This window comes from Kitasatospora sp. NPDC097691, from assembly GCF_040302665.1.
Classification (GTDB): domain Bacteria; phylum Actinomycetota; class Actinomycetes; order Streptomycetales; family Streptomycetaceae; genus Kitasatospora.
On sequence record NZ_JBEORY010000001.1, the window covers coordinates 153689 to 171930 of the forward strand.

Consider the following 18242-nt stretch of genomic DNA (forward strand, 5'->3'; position numbering starts at 1 on the left):
CCCGCCCCGACTCCCGGGCCTGCGGCCCCTACCCCGCCGCGCCGGGCGGAGGCCCGCCACCCCCCGGTCCGCCCGCACCCGGCCCGGCGCCGCCAGGCCATCCGCCGCCCGAATCCCCGCTGCCCGGCCCGTTCGCCGAGCGCAGCGTCTCCAGTCTGTGCCGGTACTCCTCCGCGTCGATCTCGCCCCGCGCGAACCGGTCCGCGAGCACCTGCTCCGGGGGCGGTCCCGCCCCCCAGCCGCGGGGGCCGCCCGACACCTGCCCGCCCGCGCCCGGTGCCGCCGGACCGCCGGGCGGGACCGGCTGCCGCGAGCGCGACACGTACCGGAAGAGGGCGACGGCGAGGAGCACGAGCAGGGCCAGGACCAGCAGCGTCCCGATCACCATCAACCCGATGCCCCAGCCGCTCATGCCGTGGCCGTGCCCGTACCCGTGCCAGTGCCTCATCAGGACCTCCTCCTCCGGCCCCCAGGGGCCCGCCGAGGTGATCAGCGCTCTACCACCATCGTGCGCCCGACACTGGTGAAAGCGCTGTGAAGAAAGCCTGAGAAAACGTTCCGGCACACGGGCGCGCAGCCACGGGGTAGCGTGCCGCTCGTGACCCGGCACCCACGCATGACCCACCACCCGCCCGACGACACCCGCTCCCCCGAGCAGCTCGTCGCCGCCGGAGTGCTGCGGCGCCACGCCGACCCCAGCCCCCACCCCACGCTCGGCCACTCCCCGATCGCCTACGTCGCCACCGCGCTCTGGGCCGAGCTCACCGCGCTCGCCATCGCGCCGTCCGCCGCCGAGGCCACCGCCACCGCCCTGCTGCACGCACTCGCGGACCAGGCCGTGGACGCGGCCCTCGCCCCGGGCAACGAGCGCGCCCCGCGCGACGACCTGTACGTGACCGACCCCGCCCACATCGGCCGGAACCGCCGCACGGTCTGGTTCCAGCGCTACGGTCCGCACGGCCCGATCACCGCCGCCTTCGCGCCGTGAAACCGCGCGCCGCATGCACCGTGAACCGCGCGCGCCGGGCCGCCTGTCGAAGCCCGCGCCCTCAGCGCTCGACCCGCAGGCTGTGGCAGGTCCAACTGAGCCGGTCCGGCCCGGAGATCGGCGGCCGGGCGTGGTACGTCCCGTCCGCCACCGACAGGTTGACGATCAGGTAGGCGTGCCAGCCGGACCCCACCCCGTGCAGGTCCGCGTAGACCAGCTCGTCCTCGACGTACCAGTCCACCGAGTTCGCGCCGAGCACCACCCGCATGCCGAAGGTCGCCCCCGGGCCGATCCCGGCGCCGGCGCCGTGCCAGTACCGGTAGCCGCCCCGGACGTGGTTGGAGATCTCCAACAGGTCGGGGTTGTCGGGGTGGTACTCGAAGACGTCCACCTCGTTGCCGCCGTCCCGCCAGGTCCAGATCGCCGGCCAGGCGCCCAGCTCGACGGGCAGCGTCACGCGCGCCGACAGCACGTCCCCGGTGTGGACCTGGAACCCGTCCGGACTGCCCTCGGTGGTCAGCAGGTTGCAGCTCCACAGCCCGCCGCTGTGCCGCCGGGCGGCGGTGAACACCCCGCCGGGGCAGTACCCGCGGACGAGGTAGTCGAGCTTGTGGTCGCTCCGATTGGTCGGCCCCATCCGGGGATAGGCGCTGCTACGCCCGGTGATCCACTGCCTGGTCGAAGTGAAGTCCGCGTCGAACACGACGGTCACGGCCGCCTCCCCGGTGCTCCGGCGTCCCGGCAGACCGATCGGCCGGGCACACAGAGTGAGTTACCCGGTACGGTCCGCTGTATGCGAAGCGGACCTCCCGGGTCCGTGCCGGGGCCGGGCGTGCCCCGAGGCCGAGGCCGGGGCGGACCGCGGGAACCGGGGCCGCTCAGCCGACCGCCGCCGTGCCCCCGGCGCCGAGCCGGTCGGTCACCGAGACCACGCCGTCCACCGAGCGGCACAGGTTGAGCACGATCGGCACCAGGTACGGCTCGGGCACGGTGCCGCTGAGCACCACCCGGCCCTGGTTGACCTCCACGCCGATCTCCGCCGGGCTCACGCCCTCGATCCGGCCGAGCACCTCCTCGACGATCTCCCGCCGGATCACCCCGTCCTCGCGCAGGAACACCCGCAGCAGGTCCCCGCGGCTGACCATGCCGACGACCCGCCCCTCCTCATCCAGCACCGGCAGCCGCTTGAGCCCGTGCCGGCTCATCGCGCGGGCCGCCGCGACCACGCTGGTGCCCGGCGAGGTGCAGACCGGCTGGCCCGTCATCAGGTCGGCGGCGGTGAGCTCGCCGGCCGGGCCCGCGTGTGCCGACTCGGGCGCCGGCAGCAGACTGCCCGGGTCCTCCTGCGCGGCCAGGGTGCGCAGCAGGTCGGCTTCCGAGACGACGCCGAGCGGCCGCCCTTCCGGGTCCACCACCGGCACCCCGGTGATGTCGTACTCGCTCAGCAACGTCACGATCTCCCGGAACCCGGTCTCGGGGGAGACCAGGACCACGGGGCTGGTCATCACGGATTCGACGGTGGCATGGCGCACGCCGGTTCACCTCGTCCAACGGTGCTGGTCCGACCGGGCGCGGATCGTCCCGGCCGGTTACCGGCAGCATGGCGCGCGGCGGCGCGGATCGCCAGGGGCCAAGGGGCCGAACGGGTGGGCCCTTGGGCCCGGTCCTCACCTCCGTCGTCCATCCGGCGGGCGGGCGGCCATCGCCGCTGGTCAGTGCCCGTCCCGGGCGCGCGGCCCGTCGGACGTTCTTCCAGCGGTGGTCCGTCGCACGCCTCCCGGTGGCACGCCGGTCACCCCGGACGGCGCAACCATCACATGATCGACTCGTTGGACCGTCCACCACGACAGCACCACGCACGGCTTCCGGGAGGCCCCTTTGCCAGGACGGACGGTGATTGCGGCGGCGCAAGGCCGGGCTGGCGCAGCCGGACGAAGCGGTGGCCGCAGCCGCGACCGTCCCGCCCGGCGCGGACCGGGAGCCGCCCGCCTTCGACCCGTGCGCCGTCCGGGTGAAGGCGCTCCTCGACGGCGGCACCCGCATCGGCCCGCCGATGTGAGCCCGGCCGCCCTGAGTCCCCCGCACCCAGCGCCGCCCCGCGGCCCGCTCAGCCCTCACGGCCGGCCATGCCGGACAACTCGGCCTCGTAGTGCGGAAGTTCGACACTGCTGACCTCCTTCCCCAGCTCCAGCATCTTGTCCAGCGCCCACCGCCGGTTCAGCACCGCGTTGCGGAACCGCAGCCCGGTCGCCGTGCGCGGCGCCAGGAACGGCCCGGTGCGGTCGCCGCCCTTCTGGCAGCCCTGGGCGTAGCCGCGCAGCAGCCGCTCGTACCCCTCGAAGGCGGCGCGGTGGTCGCCGCGCGCCCGGGCGAGCTCGCCCGCCAGTACGTACGCGGCCACCACGCCCGTCCCGGTGCCCATGCCGCCGATGGTCGCGCCGCAGGCGGCGTCGCCGACGAGGGCGATCCGGCCGCTCGACCAGGCGGGCACGTCGGCGCGGCTGATGGAGTCGAAGTACAGCTCGGGGGCGGCGTCCAGGCTGTCCAGCACCTGCGGGACCCGCCAGCCGAGGCCCGCGAAGGCGGCCCGCACGAGTGCCTTCTGCTGCGCCTGGTCGTGGCGGTCGTAGCGCAGCTCGGGCGAGGCGAACAGGGCGAAGGCGCCCGCCCGGCCCGGGTCCCGGTGGGAGGCGCCGACGGACATCAGCCGGCCAGGGACGTTCAAGCCCACCGATCCGACGGGCAGCCCGGGGTCGTTCGGCAGCCGCCAGGTGGCCGCGTAGTAGCCGAGGTGGCGGACGTAGCGCTCCTCCGGGCCAAAGGCGAGCCGGCGGACGTTGGAGTGCAGCCCGTCGGCGCCGATCACCAGGTCGAACTCGCGCGGCGCGGCGTACCGGAAGGCGACCCGGACCCCGCTCGGGGTCTCCTCCAGCGCGGTGATCGAGTCGCCGAAGACGTACTCGGCGCGGGCGCTGCTGTGCCGGTACAGCAGCTGGGCGAGTTCCCCGCGCGGGACCTCCACGTCGCCGCCCGCGAACTCGGCGGGCAGGTGCAGCATCCGGCGCCCGTCGGCGGCCACGAAGGTCATCGGGCTGCCGCCGGTGCCGAGTGCGCGCAGCTCGTCCAGTACCCCCATCCGCTCCAGCACGGTCAGGTGGGTGCGGCCGCGGAAGTCGACGTCCTGGCCGCCGTCGCGCAGCGCGGGGGCCAGCTCGACCACGGTCACCTCGAAGCCGTACCGGCCCAGCCAGTGGGCCAGCGCGGGGCCGGCGATGCTCGCGCCCGAGATCAGGATCCTGGTGCTCATGGGGACCGCTCCGTCCGTCGATCGAAAAACTGTGTCTGGCAGACACGGTTTGTTGCTGTGTACGGTAGACACAGTTGGAGCCGATGAGCAACCCCCGAGGCGGCAGCCGACGACGACCCGGGACGACCCCCGGCGGAAGCGGTACGGAACCCCAGGACGGGAGCGGACGATGAGCGAGGCGGCGAACGACACGGTGCGGCTGCTCTGGGGGCCGCCGGCCAAGCCGACCCGCGGGCCGAAGCCGGCCCTCACCCTGGAGCGGATCGCCGCGGCGGGCGTCGAGGTCGCCGACGCCGAGGGCCTGGCCGCGGTCTCGATGCAGAAGGTGGCCGGGCTGCTCGACTTCACCAAGATGTCGCTCTACCGCTATGTCCCCGGCAAGGCCGAACTGATCGCCCTGATGGTCGAGTCGGCCGTCGACGAGCCCCCGCGACCTGCCGAGGGAACCGGCTGGCGGGAACAACTCACCGCCTGGTCGGGCCACTTGGCCGAGTCCTTCGCCCGGCACCCGTGGCTGCTGGACGCCACCGTCGGCCCCCGTGTGGTCGGCCCGAAGGAACTCACCTGGCTGGAGCGGGTGGTGGCCGCGCTCGACGGCCACGGGCTCACCGGCCCCGAGCGGATGGACGCCGCCGTCCTGCTCGCCGGCCACGTGCGCGGGATCGCCGCGCAGTCCCGCGCCGCCGGGCCGGCCGGCTCCCCGGAGGCCGAGTTCCGCACCGTCTTCGGGCTCGTGATGCAGCAGCACGCCGACCGCTACCCCGCCCTCGCGGCCGCCCTGGCCGACCCGGGCGGGCGCGACCAGGCCCTCGACTTCGGCCTGGAGCGCATCCTGGACGGCCTGGCCGCCCTGATCGAGCGCCGCACCGGCGCGCGGGCCTGACCGCGCGCCCGGAAAACCCCTCGGACCGCCGCCCGCCCGGGCGCTAGCATCGCGTCCCATGGCGATGTTCGTGCACCTGACCGCCGCGGCCAACGCGCCGCGCATCCGTCGCGCCGGGATCCGGGCCGACAGCCGGGGCCAGGGCGGGGCGCGCGGGCTCTACTGCTTCCCCGTGCTGCCCTCGTACACCCTGACCCACCAGTGGCTGCGCGAGCTGGCCCGGTTCGGCCCCAAGGGCTCCATGGTCGCGGTGCACGTCCGGCTGGACGACGCGCAGGAGGTCCTGACCGGGCACTACCGGGACCGCGCCAGGGCCGCCCAGGAGTCGGTGTCCGCGGCCGAGGCGGTCCGGCGGATCGGCGCGCTGGCCGACCCGCGCGGCTGGGAGGTGTTCCTGCCGCGCGCGGTGGGCACCCGTGAGGTGCACCGGATCCGCGCCGTGCCGCAGGTCGCCGGCTGGCGCTACCGGCCGGGCGCCCACGGCACCCGGCCCTGCACCTGCTTCGGCTGCCGGATCCGCGGCGAGTACGGCGGCCGTCGGCTGCGCGAGCGCCTCCCGCACCCGCTGGACGGCCCGCCGCCGCCCGTCCCCGTCCTGCTCGCACGGATCGCGGCGGTCGGCCGGCCGGGCGACCCGGCCGAGCTGCGGGCCGCCCTGCACTGGTTCGGGATGCGCCGGCGCGGCCCGGTGGACCTCCTGGCGCCGCTGGCCGCCCACCCCGATCCGGGCGTGCGCGAGGACCTGGTCTGGGCCGTCGGCTCCTGGTCGACCCCGGGCGTCGCCGAACTGCTGGACGGCCTCGCGGACGATCCGTACCCGGATGTCCGCGAGGCCGTCGAGGCGGTGCGGGACCGCTGAGGCCCCGCGCCGCCGCCGGGTGGTGCGCCGGCCGTCGTCAGGACACGCGCTTGAGCTGCCAGCTGTTCTTGTCGAAGCTCGGCACCGCGGAGTACTGACAGCCGGCGCTGTAGAAGCTGCTGACGATCGTCCAGCCGGCCGGCGGCCAGGTCGAGGCACAGGCGTTGACCACGGTGCCGACCGGGTAGCCGGTGAGCTGCATGATCTTCTTGGTGTTCGGGTTGAACCCGGAGCCGCAGCCACCGCTGTTCCACCACTGGACGTCCACGTAGCCGCCCGGCGTGAGCGAGGAGGAGCACATGGTGCTGGTGTCACCGGGCGCGGCCTGGGCCGTCCCCATGGTCAGGGTGAGGGCGGCGGCGGCAGCGCCGATGGTCAGCGCGACGGCGCGGAGACGTATCACGGGGGCGGACTCCTCTCGGTGACGCGGCACCTCCGCGTCACCGCCATTCCTATCGGCGCCGCCGCCTCGACGGACAGCGACTTTCCGGCCCGACCGGCGGCGCATTCTCGCCCCTCCGTGCCCGACTCACCGCCGCGCCGCACGCGTGACCTGCTCCGTCCTGCGCCGACGTGCCCGTCCGGCCGATCCGGGTGATCATGGGACGACACCCGTCGTCGACGATTCGGCGCACCGGCCGGCCCCGGTGGCGCCGGGAAGGTGGACCGCGATGTTCCAGCTCCTGTGGATTCTGCTCATCGGCTTCGTGCTGGGCGCCATCGCCAAGCTCTTCCTGCGCGGTCCGCAGGCGATCCCCTGGTGGCTGACCATGCTGCTGGGCGCCGCCGGGGCGTGGCTCGGCAACGCCGTGTCCGGCTGGATCGGCGTCCGCCACACCTCGGGCATCGACTGGATCCGCCACATCCTGCAACTCGCCTTCGCCATCGGCCTGGTGGCCTTCGTCGCGCCCGCCTGGAGCAAGTCCCACCCGCGTCGCTGATCCCGGCCCCGCCGGCGGTCACCGCGCCGCCCGAGCACCGCGCCGCTCAGCCGACGTGCCTCAGCCGACGTGCACGGCCGGCCGGCGCGAGCGGTCCGGCTCGGCCTCGCGCAGCACCTCGCGGGTGACCGGCGCGATCTCGCCCTGCCCGAACAGGAAGAACCGCAGGAACTGGGCGAACGGGTTGCCCTCCGTCCACTCGAAGTAGATGTGCGGCTGCTGCCCGGTCAGGTCGCGCACCTGCAGCAGCAGGGCGGCGATGGCGTTGGGCACGCTGGAGCTCTGCAGCGACAGCACCCGGTACCGGCCGTGCAGCACCTCGCCGTGCACGGTCAGCGCGGACTCGAAGTCGGACGGGTCGAGCACGGTGACCTCGACGAAGACCAGGTCGTCCTCGGCCGGGATGTCGTTGTCGGTGCGGATCTGGCGGATCTTGTCGCGGTACTCGGCGAGGTCCCGGCTGTTCGGCTCGTTGGCGATCAGCCGCAGCGGGCGGTGCATGTAGTCCCGGACGAACCGCTCCGCGACGTCGTCCAGCTCCACGTCGGTGACGCGCAGTTCGAAGGCGCGCTTGAGCCGGGAGAGGAAGGAGACCAGCATGATGCCCGCGATGAAGCAGGCACCGATCTTCACGCCGTCCGGGCGCTCGGCGATGTTGACCCCCGTGGTGTAGAGGAACACCGCGGCGATCACCGCGAAACCGGCCCGCCAGCGGCGCTGCCCGGCCTTGTGGGCGGCGATGGTGACGGCGATGGCGGCGGAGCTGATCAGCACCAGCACACCGGTCGCGTACGCGCCGCCTTGCGCGTCCACGCTGGCGTCGAAGATCCAGGTGACCAGGAAGGCGATCAGGGTCAGGACGATGACGGTGGGCCGCACCGCGCGGGCCCAGTGCGGGGCCATGCCGTAGCGGGGCAGGTAGCGCGGCATCAGGTTGAGCAGCCCGGCCATCGCGGAGGCGCCGGCGAACCAGAGGATGGCGATCGTGGACAGGTCGTAGATGCTGCCGAAGGTGTTGCCCAGGTACTCGTGGGCGAGGTAGGCGAGCGCCCGCCCGTTGGCCTGGCCACCGGGCTTGAACTGGTCGGGCGGGATCAGCAGCGTGGTGATGAGGCTGGTGGTGATCAGGAACACGCTCATGATCGCGGCCGCGGTGGTGAGCAGCTTGCGGGCGCCCCGGATCCGGCCGGTGGGCTTCTCCTCGGTGTCCTCGGGGTCGCCCTCGATGTGCGGCATGACGGCGACGCCGGTCTCGAAGCCGGACAGGCCGAGCGCCAGCTTGGGGAAGACGATCAGCGCGACGCCGACCACGGCGATCGCGTTGCCGTGCTCGGCGATGAGCGCGTCGGTCCAGGCGCTGAACAGGTGCGGGGCCTTGAGCACGTGCCAGAGCCCGTTGGCCACCACCACGACGTTCAGCGAGAGGTAGACCGCGACGAGGACCACGGCCAGGCCGATCGCCTCGCTGAAGCCCTTGAGGAAGACCCCGCCGAGCAGCGCGATCATGATCAGGGTCAGCATGACCTGCTTGCCGGTCAGCGCGCTGTGCAGGTGCGGGTTCTCGACCAGGTGGGCGCTGGCGTCGGCGGCGGACAGGGTGATGGTGATCATGAAGTCGGTGGCCGCGAAGCCCAGCAGGGTGAGCACGAAGAGCTTGCCCTGCCAGAACGACAGCAGCCGCTCCAGCATCGCGATCGAGCCCTCGCCGTGCGGGCTCTCCTGGGCGACCCGCCGGTAGACGGGGAGCGCGCCGAGCAGGGTGACGATCACCAGCACGACCGTGGCGATCGGGGAGACCAGGCCGGCCGCGAGGGCGGCGATGCCCGGCTGGTAGCCGAGCGTCGAGAAGTAGTCCAGACCGGTCAGGCACATGACCCGCCACCAGCGCTGGCCCTTCACGTGCGGGACCTGCGCGTGCGGGCCGGGGTGCTGCTTGGCCATGTCCGCCAGGCCTTCCAGCATCCACGCCCGGAAGCGCCCGCCCCTCTTCCGGGACGGTACCCCCGGTACGGCCGAACCCGACGAGACCACGTACACCCCTGTCCACCGCTCGGCCGGCCGCGTGCGGCTCCGGACCCCCTGTGGCCCGCCGGACGGCGGGCCCGGTCAGGCTAGGTGACCGGGTCACCGCCGCCCGGGCACCGCGCGGGCCAACACGCCAGGGTGCGCCCGTACGGCCCTCCCGGCCGGCGGGCGGTGCCCGGCCGTGCCCGGCCGGCCCGGCGCGTTGATCCGTGCCCGACCTTCGGAGGAGTGAGGATGTCCGCGCGCGTTGACGCACTAGGTTGACGCTCGGGACCGCGTCGAAGGCCTGACCGGTCGCCGGACCCGACCGGACCGGCGCTCCGGAACGGGCCGGCGCTCCGGACCGGCGCGGTCCGGTCGACACACAGCTGCGAACGACAGGGAGGCCGCAGTGGCGGTACCGAGCCGGCGGGGGATTCTGGGCCTGGGCCTGATGGCGGCCACCGTCACCTCCTGCGGTGCCGGGCGCCCGGCTGCGGCGCCCACCCCGCACCCCTCCGCCGACGCACCGCCCGGCACCGCCGGGGGCTCGCCCGGCAGCGGCACCCCCGGCGCCGCCCAGGACGCCGGTCCGGGGCACGACCTGGCGCACGAGCAGGCCCTGCCCGGCACACCCGGCTGGGAGATCACCGACCCCGGCCCGGACTCCGCCGTCGAGGGCTTCGCCGACCGGGTCAGCGTGCTGCCCGGCGAGCCCTTCGGCCTGCACGTCTCCACCCCCGCCCCGGCCTTCACCGTCTCCGCGTACCGGATGGGCTGGTACGGCGGCGCCCGCGCCCGCCTGGTCTGGCGCCGCGAGCACGTCCCCGGCGGCAGACAGCCCGCGCCGCACGTGGACCCGGCGACCCGTACCGTGCTGACCGGCTGGCAGCGCAGCCTCGCCGTGGACACCGCCGGCTGGCCCGAGGGCGCCTACCTGCTGCGCCTGGACGCCGAGGACGGCTCCGGCCGCCGCTACGTCCCGCTCACCGTCCGCTCGGCCGCCACCGCGGGCAAGACCGTGATCATGAGCGCCCCGGCGACCTGGCAGGCCTACAACGAGTGGGGCGGCCACAGCCTCTACAACGGCCCGACCGGCGGCCTGGCCACCCGTTCACTGAAGGTCGTCTTCGACCGGCCGTACGACTACGACCACGGCGCCGGGCTGTTCCTGGTCTACGAGGCCCCGCTGATCGCCCTCGCCGAGCGGCTGGGCCTGCCGCTCGCCTACACCACCGGCGTCGACGTGGCCCGCGAGCCCGGCCTGCTGACCGGCGCGACCACCGTCGTCTCGCTCGGCCACGACGAGTACTGGTCCCCCGAGCAGCGCGCCGGCGTGGTCGCGGCCCGCGACGCCGGCACCAACCTGGCGATCCTGGGCGCCAACTGCTGCTTCCGCCGGATCCGTTACGAGCCGACCGACCTCGGCCCGGAGCGCACGGTGGTCTGCTACAAGGACGCCTGGGCGCAGGACCCGGGCCACCGGGCGGGCGCCCCGGCGACCACCGACTTCCGGGCGGGCCCGGGCGCCGATCCGGAGAGTTCGATGCTCGGCGTCATCTACGACGGCTACCCGGTGGACGCCCCGTACGTGGTCTCCTCCCCCGGGCACTGGGCCTTCGAGGGGACGGGCGTCGCGGCCGGAGCGTCCTTCCCGCACCTGGTCGGCGTCGAGTACGACCGCGTCGACACCGCCTTCCCCACCCCGCGCCCGATCGAGGTGATCGCCCACTCCCCCGTGGTCTGCGAGGGCCGCCGCTCCCACTCCGACACGGCCTACTACACCGTGCCGAGCGGCGCCGGGGTCTTCGCCTCCGGCACCATGCGCTGGGTCGAGACCCTCGACGCCCACGGCCCCGGCGGCGGCTCGGCCGACCACGGCATCGACTCCCGGGCCGGGGACCTGGTCCGCAAGGTCACCGAGAACGTCCTGCGCACCTTCGCCACCGGGCCGGCCGGCCGCACCCACCCGGCCCGGGACAACCTCGGCGCCGTCTACGGCACCGCGTAGCGGGCCCGGCTCAGCCGGCGGCCCGCGCCCCCGATACACTCGCACGGTCCAACCAGCGCAGGTCGTCCAGCAAACCGACCGGTGCGGCACGGGGTGCCGACCGGCAAGGGTACGAGGGAAACAGAACATGGTCGAGGCCTCTCCCAAGGTCGTTGTGGTCGTCCCCACGTACAACGAGCGGGAGAACCTCCCGGTCCTCGCGGGCCTGCTCGCCGGGCTTCCGGTGCCGAACCTGCACCTGCTGGTGGTCGACGACAACTCCCCCGACGGCACCGGCGAGGTCGCCGACAAGCTCGCCGCGAACTCCGACGGCACCGTCGGCGTGCTGCACCGCACCGAGAAGAACGGCCTCGGCCGCGCCTACCTGGCCGGCATGGAGCGGGCCCTGGACGAGGGCGCCGACGTCGTGGTCCAGATGGACGCCGACCTCTCGCACCCGGCCTCCGCGATCCCCGAGATGGTGCGCACCCTGCTCGCCGACGACACCGCCGTGGTGCTCGGCTCCCGCTACGTCCCCGGCGGCTCGACCGCCGCCGAGTGGCCCTGGCACCGCAAGGCCCTGTCCGCCTGGGCCAACCTCTACGTCAACACCATCCTCGGCCTGGGCGTCAGGGACGCCACCGCCGGGTTCAAGGCCTGGCGCGCGACCGTCCTGCGCGCCATCGACCTGCCCACCGTGCAGAGCAACGGCTACTCGTTCCAGGTCGAGATGAACTACCGGGTGGTCAAGCGGGGCATGACGATCCGGGAGGTGCCGATCCGCTTCGAGGAGCGGATCGAGGGCGCCTCGAAGATGAGCATGGGAGTGCAGGTCGAGTCCGCGCTGGCCCCCTGGAAGCTGCGCTTCAACCGCGGCAACTAGCCGGACTCAGCGAGACCACGGACGGCACACGGCCGGGCGCAGCCGGGCGACGGACCGCACCCGGCCGGACGGAACAGGTGGCCACCGGCCCGCGGGCGGCGGCAACCGGCCGCTCCGGCGGGTTCATACGGGTGCCGGACGGGCCGCGGGACGGTGTGAAGGGCGACAGCGGGGAAAGAAGGGCGACATGGCCCTTCTCCCGGAGTCACTCACGGCACTGATCCGCTCCTTCGCGCGGGAACCCTTCGTCGTCCAGACCGTGCGGGCCACCGTCGCGGCCACCATCTCCTACGCGGTGGCGACCCAGCTCAGCAGCGAGCCCGCCCCGCTGACGGCTCCGCTGACCGCGCTGCTGGTGGTCCAGGTCACCGTCTACTCGACGCTCAAGACCAGCATCCGCCGGGTCAATTCGGTGGTCGTCGGGGTGCTGATCGCGATCGGCTTCAGCGCCGTGGTCGGGCTCTCCTGGTGGAGCCTGGGGCTGATCATCCTGGCCTCGCTGGTCGTCGGCCGGTTCGTCCGGGTCGAGGAGTTCGTCCAGGAGGTCGCGATCAGCGCGATGCTGATCCTGGGCGTCACCAAACTGGCCTCGCAGGCCTGGGACCGCGTGCTGGAGACACTCATCGGCGCGGCCGTCGGCCTGCTGTTCAACCTGCTGTTCGCGCCGCCGGTCTGGGTGGACACCGCCGGGGAGTCGATCGAGGACCTCTCCCGGCGGGCCCGTCAGCTGCTGCTCGACATCGCCGAGGAGCTGGGCCGCCCCACCCCGGTCGCCCGGGCCGCCGAGCGGCTGCACGAGGCCCGTCGGCTGGACCAGGCGATCGCCGAGGTGGACGCGGCGCTGCGGCAGGCCGAGGACAGCCTGCGGTTCAACCCGCGGATCAGCGAGGGGCTGCTGTCCCGGCTGGTGCTGCGCACCGGGCTGGACACCCTGGAGATCTGCGTCGTGGTGATCCGGGTACTGGCCCGCTCGCTGACCGACCTGGCCAAACGGCGCGCGCCCGGCGAGCGGCTCTTCCCGCCGGACGTCGCGGTGGGCCTGGAGGAGCTGCTGGACCACGTCGGCGGGGCGATGGTGAGCTTCGCGGTGCTGGTGACCACCCAGGTGGCCAGCAGCGCCGAGGAGGCGGAGAGCCGGCTGACCTCCGAGCTGGCGGCGGCCTGGGCCTGCCGGGAGAACGTCGCCCAGGTGCTGCTGCGCAAGGTGCAGGAGCACCCGGAGGCCTGGCAGCTGCACGGCTCGATACTGGCCGAAATGGACCGGATCCTGGACGAGCTGGACCTGGAGCACCGCAGCCGGCGGCTGATGGAGGAGCTGGACCGGGCGTCGGTGGCCAACCGGGAGCGGTTCGCGCGGTTCGCCCGGCTGCGCCGGTTCCTGCGCGGCGAGCGGGAGCGGGGGCACGAGACGACGGGGCGCCCGGCGGCGGAGGCCGGGCGCTGATCCGCGGTCGGGCCCCGACCGGGTCGGGGCCCGGGCCGTCAGGGCGTCAGGGCGTCAGGGCGTCAGGGCGTCAGCGGACCGGAACCCGGGGACGCCGGGGCACGAGGGCGTCAGGGCATCAGCCAGGGCTGCTGCGGGAGCGGGTGGCCGGTCTCCAGGTAGGTCTTGAGGTTGGAGAGCACCGCCGACCAGCCCTGTTCGGCGTCCACCCGCTCGGCCTCGTCGGCGAGGTTCTCGTGGGTGACGGTGAGCCGGGTGAGGTCCCGCCAGCCGTGGAGGTCGAAGGTGACCAGGGAGGGCCCGCCCGGGCGCCGCTCCTCCGGGCCGGCCCAGGTGGTGACCAGCCGGTGCGGTCGGTCGGCGGCCTCGACCGTGCCGACCACGTCGGCGATCCCGGAGTCGTCGGTGCGCTGGTGCGACCAGGGCGCGCCGGGCAGCCAGGTCGAGACGTTGCGGTGGCCCCAGTAGAGGCCGGACTCGTCGGCGTTGGTGAGCGCGTGCCAGACCCGCTCGGGCGTGGCCCGCAGGTAGAGGACGGCGCGGTGGGTGGGGGCGGTCACGGCATCAGCCCTCGGCCGCGTCGAGCAGGGGCCGGATCTCCAGCTTCTGCATCCGCAGCATGGTCGCCATCACGCGGTCGGCCTTGGCCCGGTCCTCACCGCCGATCAGGTCGAGCAGGACGCGCGGCGTGATCTGCCAGGACAGGCCGTAGCGGTCCTTGAGCCAGCCGCACGGGCCGGCCTGGCCGCCCTCGGCGGTGAGCTTGCCCCAGAGCTCGTCGACCTCCTGCTGGTCGTCGCACTCCACCTGGAGCGAGACGGCCTCGGTGAAGGTGAACTCGGGGCCGCCGTTGAGGGCCACGTACGGCCGGCCGGCGAGTTCGAAGTCGACGGTCATGACCGAGCCGGCCACGCCGGGACCGGCCTCGCCGTAGCGGGTGACCCGGGTGATGCGGGAGTCGGGGAACAGCGAGGTGTAGAGGGCGGCGGCCTCTTCGGCCTGGTCGTCGAACCAGAGGAAGGTGCTGATGTTCTGCATGCGCCCGACGGTAGCGGCGGGGTCCGACGCGGGGGCCGAGCCACGGCCGGGGGTCACCGGTTCGGCGCCCCCGGCCGCGGCCCGGCCGCGGATCAGTGCACCCAGCCCGCGTACCGCTGGGTGAAGCGCTGACCGGTGTGGGCGGTCACGGCGACGTCGTAGCGGCCCTGCTTGTCCAGCGGCCAGGCCAGGTTGGCCTGCTTGCCCGGCTTGACCCAGACGGTCTGCGCGGTGCCCGCGAAGTCGTTGGGCGCTGCGGTGAAGGCCACGTCGGTCATGCCGTCGTTGGCGAGTTGGAGGGTGAACTTCCCGTTGCCGCGCAGGTCGGCGGTGACGATCGGCACGCCGATGTCGTTCTGGCCGTCCCGGACCACGGTGCCGCCGAAGCGGCGGACGAAGCCGTCCGGGCCGTGGACGGTGAAGTCGTAGCGTCCGTCGGTGGCCGACGCGTCCCAGACGTACCGGGCGGTGGCGCCGGGGGCGACGGTGTACGGGGTGCCCGCGAACGGGAGCACGATGTTCGGGTAGACGGTGTACGGGAAGGCCACCGAACCGTCGTTGCTCATCGTGCAGGTGACCTTGCCGGTCTTCCGGTCCACCTCCACGTCGGCCCACGGCTGGTACGGCAGCGGTCGGTGCGGGCGCTCGCCCCGCTCCTGGACGGGCATGGACTGGGCGCCGGCCGCCGGCAGCGCGACACCGGGCAGCTTGGCGCCCGCGTCGGCCTTGGCCATCAGGGCCTTGGTGTCGGGCAGCGTCGGGATCGAGTACTCGGGGGCGGCGAAGTCGAAGCAGCTGGTGAGGTCGCCGCAGACGGCCCGGCGCCAGGCCGAGATGTTGGGCTCGGCCACCCCGGTGACCTGCTCCATGAAGCGCAGCACCGAGGTGTGGTCGAAGACCTGGGAGTTGACCCAACCGCCGCGCGACCAGGGCGAGATGACCCACAGCGGAACGCGGTTGCCCAGGCCGATGGCCCGCCCCTGGGTGAACTCCTCGGGGGTGCCGGGTTCGGGGGTGGGCGGGACCATGTGGTCGAAGTAGCCGTCGTTCTCGTCGTACATGACGAGGAACACGGTGTGCCGCCAGACGTCCGGGTTGGACATCAGCGACTGCAGCGCCTGGTCGACCCAGTGCGCGCCGTAGGCCGGGCCGGCGTCCGGGTGCTCGCAGAACAGGTAGGGCGCGACCAGCCAGGAGACGGTCGGCAGGGTGCCGTCCTTGCAGTGCTTGTCGAAGTCGGTCGGGTCGAACTTGGTCATCGCGCTGACGTACCGCGGGTCGTCGTGCGGGAACGCGTGGAACTGCTTGAAGTACGAGAGCGCGTTGTCGTCGTAGTCGCCGGTGCGGTCGTCCTTGCTGGGGTTGTGGTAGACGCGCCAGGTGACGCCGGCCGCCTCCAGGCGCTCGGCGTAGGTGGTCCAGTCGGCGACGGGGTTGTCGGTGACCGGGGTGTTGTCGATCCACGGGCCGGTGGTGCCGTCGCGGCCGGGGCCGGAGGTTCCGGTCCACAGGTAGAGGCGGTTGGGGTCGGTGGGGCCGGCGAGGGAGGTGAAGTAGGCGTCGCAGATGGTGAACGCGTCGGCCAGGGCGTACTGGTAGGGGATGTCGTCCCGGTTGAAGTAACCCATGGTGCGCTCGCCCTTGGCGGCGATCCACTTGTTCATCGCACCGTTGTTGATGGCCTGGTGGCCGGTCGCCCAGTCGTGGGCGAGGCCGCCGGCGTTCTGCGCGTTGTACTTGGCGGTGTCCATCCGGTACGGCAGCATCACGCCGCCGTCGCTGCGCCGGCTGTCTGGCTGGCGGAACACGTCGGTGCCGTCCGGGAACTGCAGCGCCTGCTTGTCGCCGAAGCCGCGGACACCGGCGAGGGTGCCGAAGTAGTGGTCGAAGGAACGGTTCTCCTGCATCAGGACGACGACGTGCTTGACGTCCTTGACGGTGCCGGTCAGCGGGGCGGCGGCGGCGGTACCGGGCACGGGGGCCGGGGCGGCTTCGGCCGGCGCGCCGGCCAGACCGGTCAGGGCGGTGGCGCCGGCCGCGGCGGTGGCGCCGACGAAGGTGCGGCGGGAGAGCTCGGGCATGACGAACTGGCCTCTCGGGGCTGTGGGTCTCAGAGCTGGAAGGTGGCGACGGCGGCGGCGGTGTCGGAGGGCCACTCGTTGCCCGCCGTGTTCGGCTCGGGCTGCGGCCAGTCGGCGACCAGGGTGTGCGCCTCGACCAGCTTCAGCGGGCCGGCGTACTGCACGTAGTCGATCCGGTCCTGCGGCTCGGGCCGGTCGCCGCGCCGCTTGCGGGTGGGCGACCAGGTGGCGCCGGGGGCCTTGGCCGGGTCGCGGTTCTCCTCGCGGAAGGTGTCGGTCAGTCCGGCTGCCTGCAGCGCCACGGTGACCGGCCAGTCGAGCGGGCCGACCCCGCCGTGCGCGGCGGCGGTGGCGGCCGTCCAGTCCAGGTGGGAGGGCGAGGAGAGCGCGCCGGCGAGGACGACCGGGACGCCCCGGGCGGCGTCCGCGCGCACCGCGGCGGCGAGCGCCTTGGCCTGCTTCAGCCGCAGCGAGCCGTTCTCGGCGGCCACGGCCTGGGCGGCGGTGCCGCCGTCCTGCACGGCGTACGGACCGTAGCCGGCCTCGTCCAGGTGGGCGGCCCAGAAGCGGACGGCGCGGCCGCCGGGCAGCTGGAGGGTGGCCGCGGCGGCGGGCAGCGCGGCGGTCGGCGGGGTGACGTCGGCGAGCGGGTGGCGGCTGAGGATGCCGACGCTGCCCGGGCTCTGGTAGGCGTACCAGCCGAGGGCGTCGGCCAGGGTCTTGGCGCGCTCCCCCGCCGTCTCCTGCAGGGCGAGCACGTCCAGGCCCTGGGCGAGGACCACGCGCAGTTGCTTCTCCAGCGCGTCGGTGTAGGCCGAGCCCGCGTTGTGCAGGTTCCAACTCGCGGCCTTGAGCCGGGGCTTGGCCGCCGGGTCGACGACGGGGACGAGCACGGTGACGGTGTCGGCGGCGCCCGCGCTGTCCTTGACGCCGACGACGACCACCTCGGGGTTCTTCCCCGCGGTGGCGGGCGCGGTGCCGGTCAGCATGCCGTCCGCGCTGACGGACGCCCAGGCCGGGCCGCTGACCTTGCGGAAGGTGGCGGAGCCGCTCGCGTTGCCGGCCGGGCGGGACCAGAGGCCGCCGAGCTTGACCTGCACCGCGGCACCGGGGGCGACGGGCGTGGCGGTGAGGGCGTCGACGACGGCGTGCGGGCGGACGACCGCGGGCTTGGGGCGGAAGCCGAACGGGGCGCTCTGGGCGAGGATGCCGTAGCCGTCCTTGGCGAGCAGGTAGGCGGTGTACGGGCCGCCGGTCAGCGCGGAGGTGTCGAGCTGGACGTCACCCGCGGCGGCCGGGGTGTACTTCCAGAGGAGCGAGGAGCCGTTGCCGGGCTGTCGGCTGCCGTCGTAGATGCCGACCCAGTTCTTGGCGTCGGGCGCGTCGGTACTCCAGTGGAAGGTGAGCCGGTCACCTTCGGTGGGGTTGGAGGATGAGGTGAGGGTCAGGGCGCTGCCTGCGGCCACGGTTGTCCTGTCCGCCGCCCCGGGGGCCCGGTCCGCCGGGGGACGGTGCACGGGGTCGGGTGCGGCTGGTCACGGAGTCAGGGAGGGAGGGTTCGCCGCGGTCGGCTGTACGGACAGTTGCGGGCTGTCCGCACAGTTGGCTGTACAACTGCGGGTGGCCTCATTCACCTGGAGGTCAGCGACCGGGACATGAACGACGCGTGACGGGTCATCGGGCGGCACGGGAACTTCAGCGGGCACGCCAAGAGGGCCGCGACGGATGAACCGTCGCGACCCTCCGGTACGTGCAACCAGGCCCGTTCGCACCCATGGGGGCGCGTCAGGCCGGGGCGCGGGGTCGGGGCACCAGGCCGGGGCG

General features: G+C 73.9%; 18 protein-coding genes. 8 read left to right on the forward strand and 10 right to left on the reverse strand.

Translation table 11 applies throughout. The features are described 5' to 3' along the window. Positions 1-28 precede the first annotated feature (28 nt). Complete coding sequence (locus ABTY56_RS00595; RefSeq protein WP_350624946.1) at positions 29-448, reverse strand: SHOCT domain-containing protein; 420 nt, start codon at positions 446-448, stop codon at positions 29-31. Positions 449-598: 150 nt separating this feature from the next. Between ABTY56_RS00595 and ABTY56_RS00600 the strand changes: the two genes are divergently transcribed. Next, complete coding sequence (locus ABTY56_RS00600) at positions 599-988, forward strand: hypothetical protein (protein WP_350624948.1); 390 nt, start codon at positions 599-601, stop codon at positions 986-988. A gap of 61 nt (positions 989-1049) precedes the next feature. Here the strand turns inward: ABTY56_RS00600 and ABTY56_RS00605 are convergent, their stop codons facing one another. Together ABTY56_RS00605 and ABTY56_RS00610 are read right to left on the reverse strand one after the other, a co-directional pair. Further along, on the reverse strand, positions 1050-1700 hold the full coding sequence (locus tag ABTY56_RS00605; RefSeq protein ID WP_350624949.1) for a LamG domain-containing protein: 651 nt from the start codon (positions 1698-1700) through the stop codon (positions 1050-1052). Positions 1701-1866: 166 nt separating this feature from the next. Continuing rightward, positions 1867-2493, reverse strand: a complete 627-nt coding sequence (locus tag ABTY56_RS00610; protein ID WP_350625245.1) for a CBS domain-containing protein — start codon at positions 2491-2493, stop codon at positions 1867-1869. Positions 2494-2885: 392 nt separating this feature from the next. Between ABTY56_RS00610 and ABTY56_RS00615 the strand changes: the two genes are divergently transcribed. Beyond that, positions 2886-3047 carry a hypothetical protein gene (locus ABTY56_RS00615; protein WP_350624951.1) on the forward strand — a complete coding sequence of 54 codons (162 nt, stop codon included), beginning with the start codon at positions 2886-2888 and terminating at the stop codon, positions 3045-3047. Positions 3048-3095: 48 nt separating this feature from the next. Here ABTY56_RS00615 and ABTY56_RS00620 read toward each other — a convergent pair whose 3' ends face one another. Next, entirely contained in the window at positions 3096-4295 is a 1200-nt protein-coding gene (locus ABTY56_RS00620; RefSeq protein ID WP_350624952.1) for an FAD-dependent monooxygenase, read from the reverse strand. A gap of 169 nt (positions 4296-4464) precedes the next feature. Here ABTY56_RS00620 and ABTY56_RS00625 point away from each other — a divergent pair, with 169 nt between their 5' ends. Both ABTY56_RS00625 and ABTY56_RS00630 read left to right on the forward strand, forming a co-directional pair. Beyond that, the gene (locus tag ABTY56_RS00625) at positions 4465-5178 is read left to right on the forward strand and encodes a TetR/AcrR family transcriptional regulator (protein WP_350624954.1); all 714 of its coding nucleotides are present in this window, start codon (positions 4465-4467) and stop codon (positions 5176-5178) included. A 58-nt stretch (positions 5179-5236) separates the two neighbouring features. Then, positions 5237-6037 (forward strand): HEAT repeat domain-containing protein, encoded by an 801-nt coding sequence (locus ABTY56_RS00630; RefSeq protein WP_350624956.1) that lies wholly within the window; start codon positions 5237-5239, stop codon positions 6035-6037. A 37-nt stretch (positions 6038-6074) separates the two neighbouring features. Here the strand turns inward: ABTY56_RS00630 and ABTY56_RS00635 are convergent, their stop codons facing one another. Continuing rightward, on the reverse strand, positions 6075-6440 hold the full coding sequence (locus ABTY56_RS00635) for a hypothetical protein (protein WP_350624958.1): 366 nt from the start codon (positions 6438-6440) through the stop codon (positions 6075-6077). Between the two features lie 268 nt (positions 6441-6708). Between ABTY56_RS00635 and ABTY56_RS00640 the strand changes: the two genes are divergently transcribed. Further along, on the forward strand, positions 6709-6978 hold the full coding sequence (locus ABTY56_RS00640; RefSeq protein WP_350624960.1) for a GlsB/YeaQ/YmgE family stress response membrane protein: 270 nt from the start codon (positions 6709-6711) through the stop codon (positions 6976-6978). A 60-nt stretch (positions 6979-7038) separates the two neighbouring features. On the opposite strand, the gene ABTY56_RS00645 is transcribed toward ABTY56_RS00640, so the two are convergent. Further along, complete coding sequence (locus tag ABTY56_RS00645) at positions 7039-8940, reverse strand: APC family permease (protein ID WP_350624962.1); 1902 nt, start codon at positions 8938-8940, stop codon at positions 7039-7041. 454 nt (positions 8941-9394) lie between these two features. Between ABTY56_RS00645 and ABTY56_RS00650 the strand changes: the two genes are divergently transcribed. The 3 genes from ABTY56_RS00650 to ABTY56_RS00660 all read left to right on the forward strand — a co-directional run bounded on the left by ABTY56_RS00650 (position 9395) and on the right by ABTY56_RS00660 (position 13299). After that, complete coding sequence (locus ABTY56_RS00650; protein WP_502893000.1) at positions 9395-10993, forward strand: N,N-dimethylformamidase beta subunit family domain-containing protein; 1599 nt, start codon at positions 9395-9397, stop codon at positions 10991-10993. A gap of 127 nt (positions 10994-11120) precedes the next feature. Continuing rightward, positions 11121-11855 (forward strand): polyprenol monophosphomannose synthase, encoded by a 735-nt coding sequence (locus ABTY56_RS00655; RefSeq protein WP_350624964.1) that lies wholly within the window; start codon positions 11121-11123, stop codon positions 11853-11855. Between the two features lie 187 nt (positions 11856-12042). Continuing rightward, on the forward strand, positions 12043-13299 hold the full coding sequence (locus tag ABTY56_RS00660) for an FUSC family protein (protein WP_350624966.1): 1257 nt from the start codon (positions 12043-12045) through the stop codon (positions 13297-13299). Positions 13300-13409: 110 nt separating this feature from the next. On the opposite strand, the gene ABTY56_RS00665 is transcribed toward ABTY56_RS00660, so the two are convergent. From ABTY56_RS00665 to ABTY56_RS00680, 4 genes are all read right to left on the reverse strand, one after another. Continuing rightward, positions 13410-13859, reverse strand: coding sequence for an SRPBCC domain-containing protein (locus tag ABTY56_RS00665; RefSeq protein WP_350624968.1), 450 nt, complete (start codon positions 13857-13859; stop codon positions 13410-13412). Between the two features lie 4 nt (positions 13860-13863). After that, positions 13864-14337, reverse strand: coding sequence for a VOC family protein (locus ABTY56_RS00670; RefSeq protein WP_350624970.1), 474 nt, complete (start codon positions 14335-14337; stop codon positions 13864-13866). Positions 14338-14429: 92 nt separating this feature from the next. Beyond that, the gene (locus ABTY56_RS00675) at positions 14430-16418 is read right to left on the reverse strand and encodes a phosphocholine-specific phospholipase C (protein WP_350624972.1); all 1989 of its coding nucleotides are present in this window, start codon (positions 16416-16418) and stop codon (positions 14430-14432) included. Positions 16419-16447: 29 nt separating this feature from the next. After that, entirely contained in the window at positions 16448-17884 is a 1437-nt protein-coding gene (locus tag ABTY56_RS00680) for an endonuclease/exonuclease/phosphatase family protein (protein WP_350624974.1), read from the reverse strand. Positions 17885-18242: the final 358 nt, after the last annotated feature.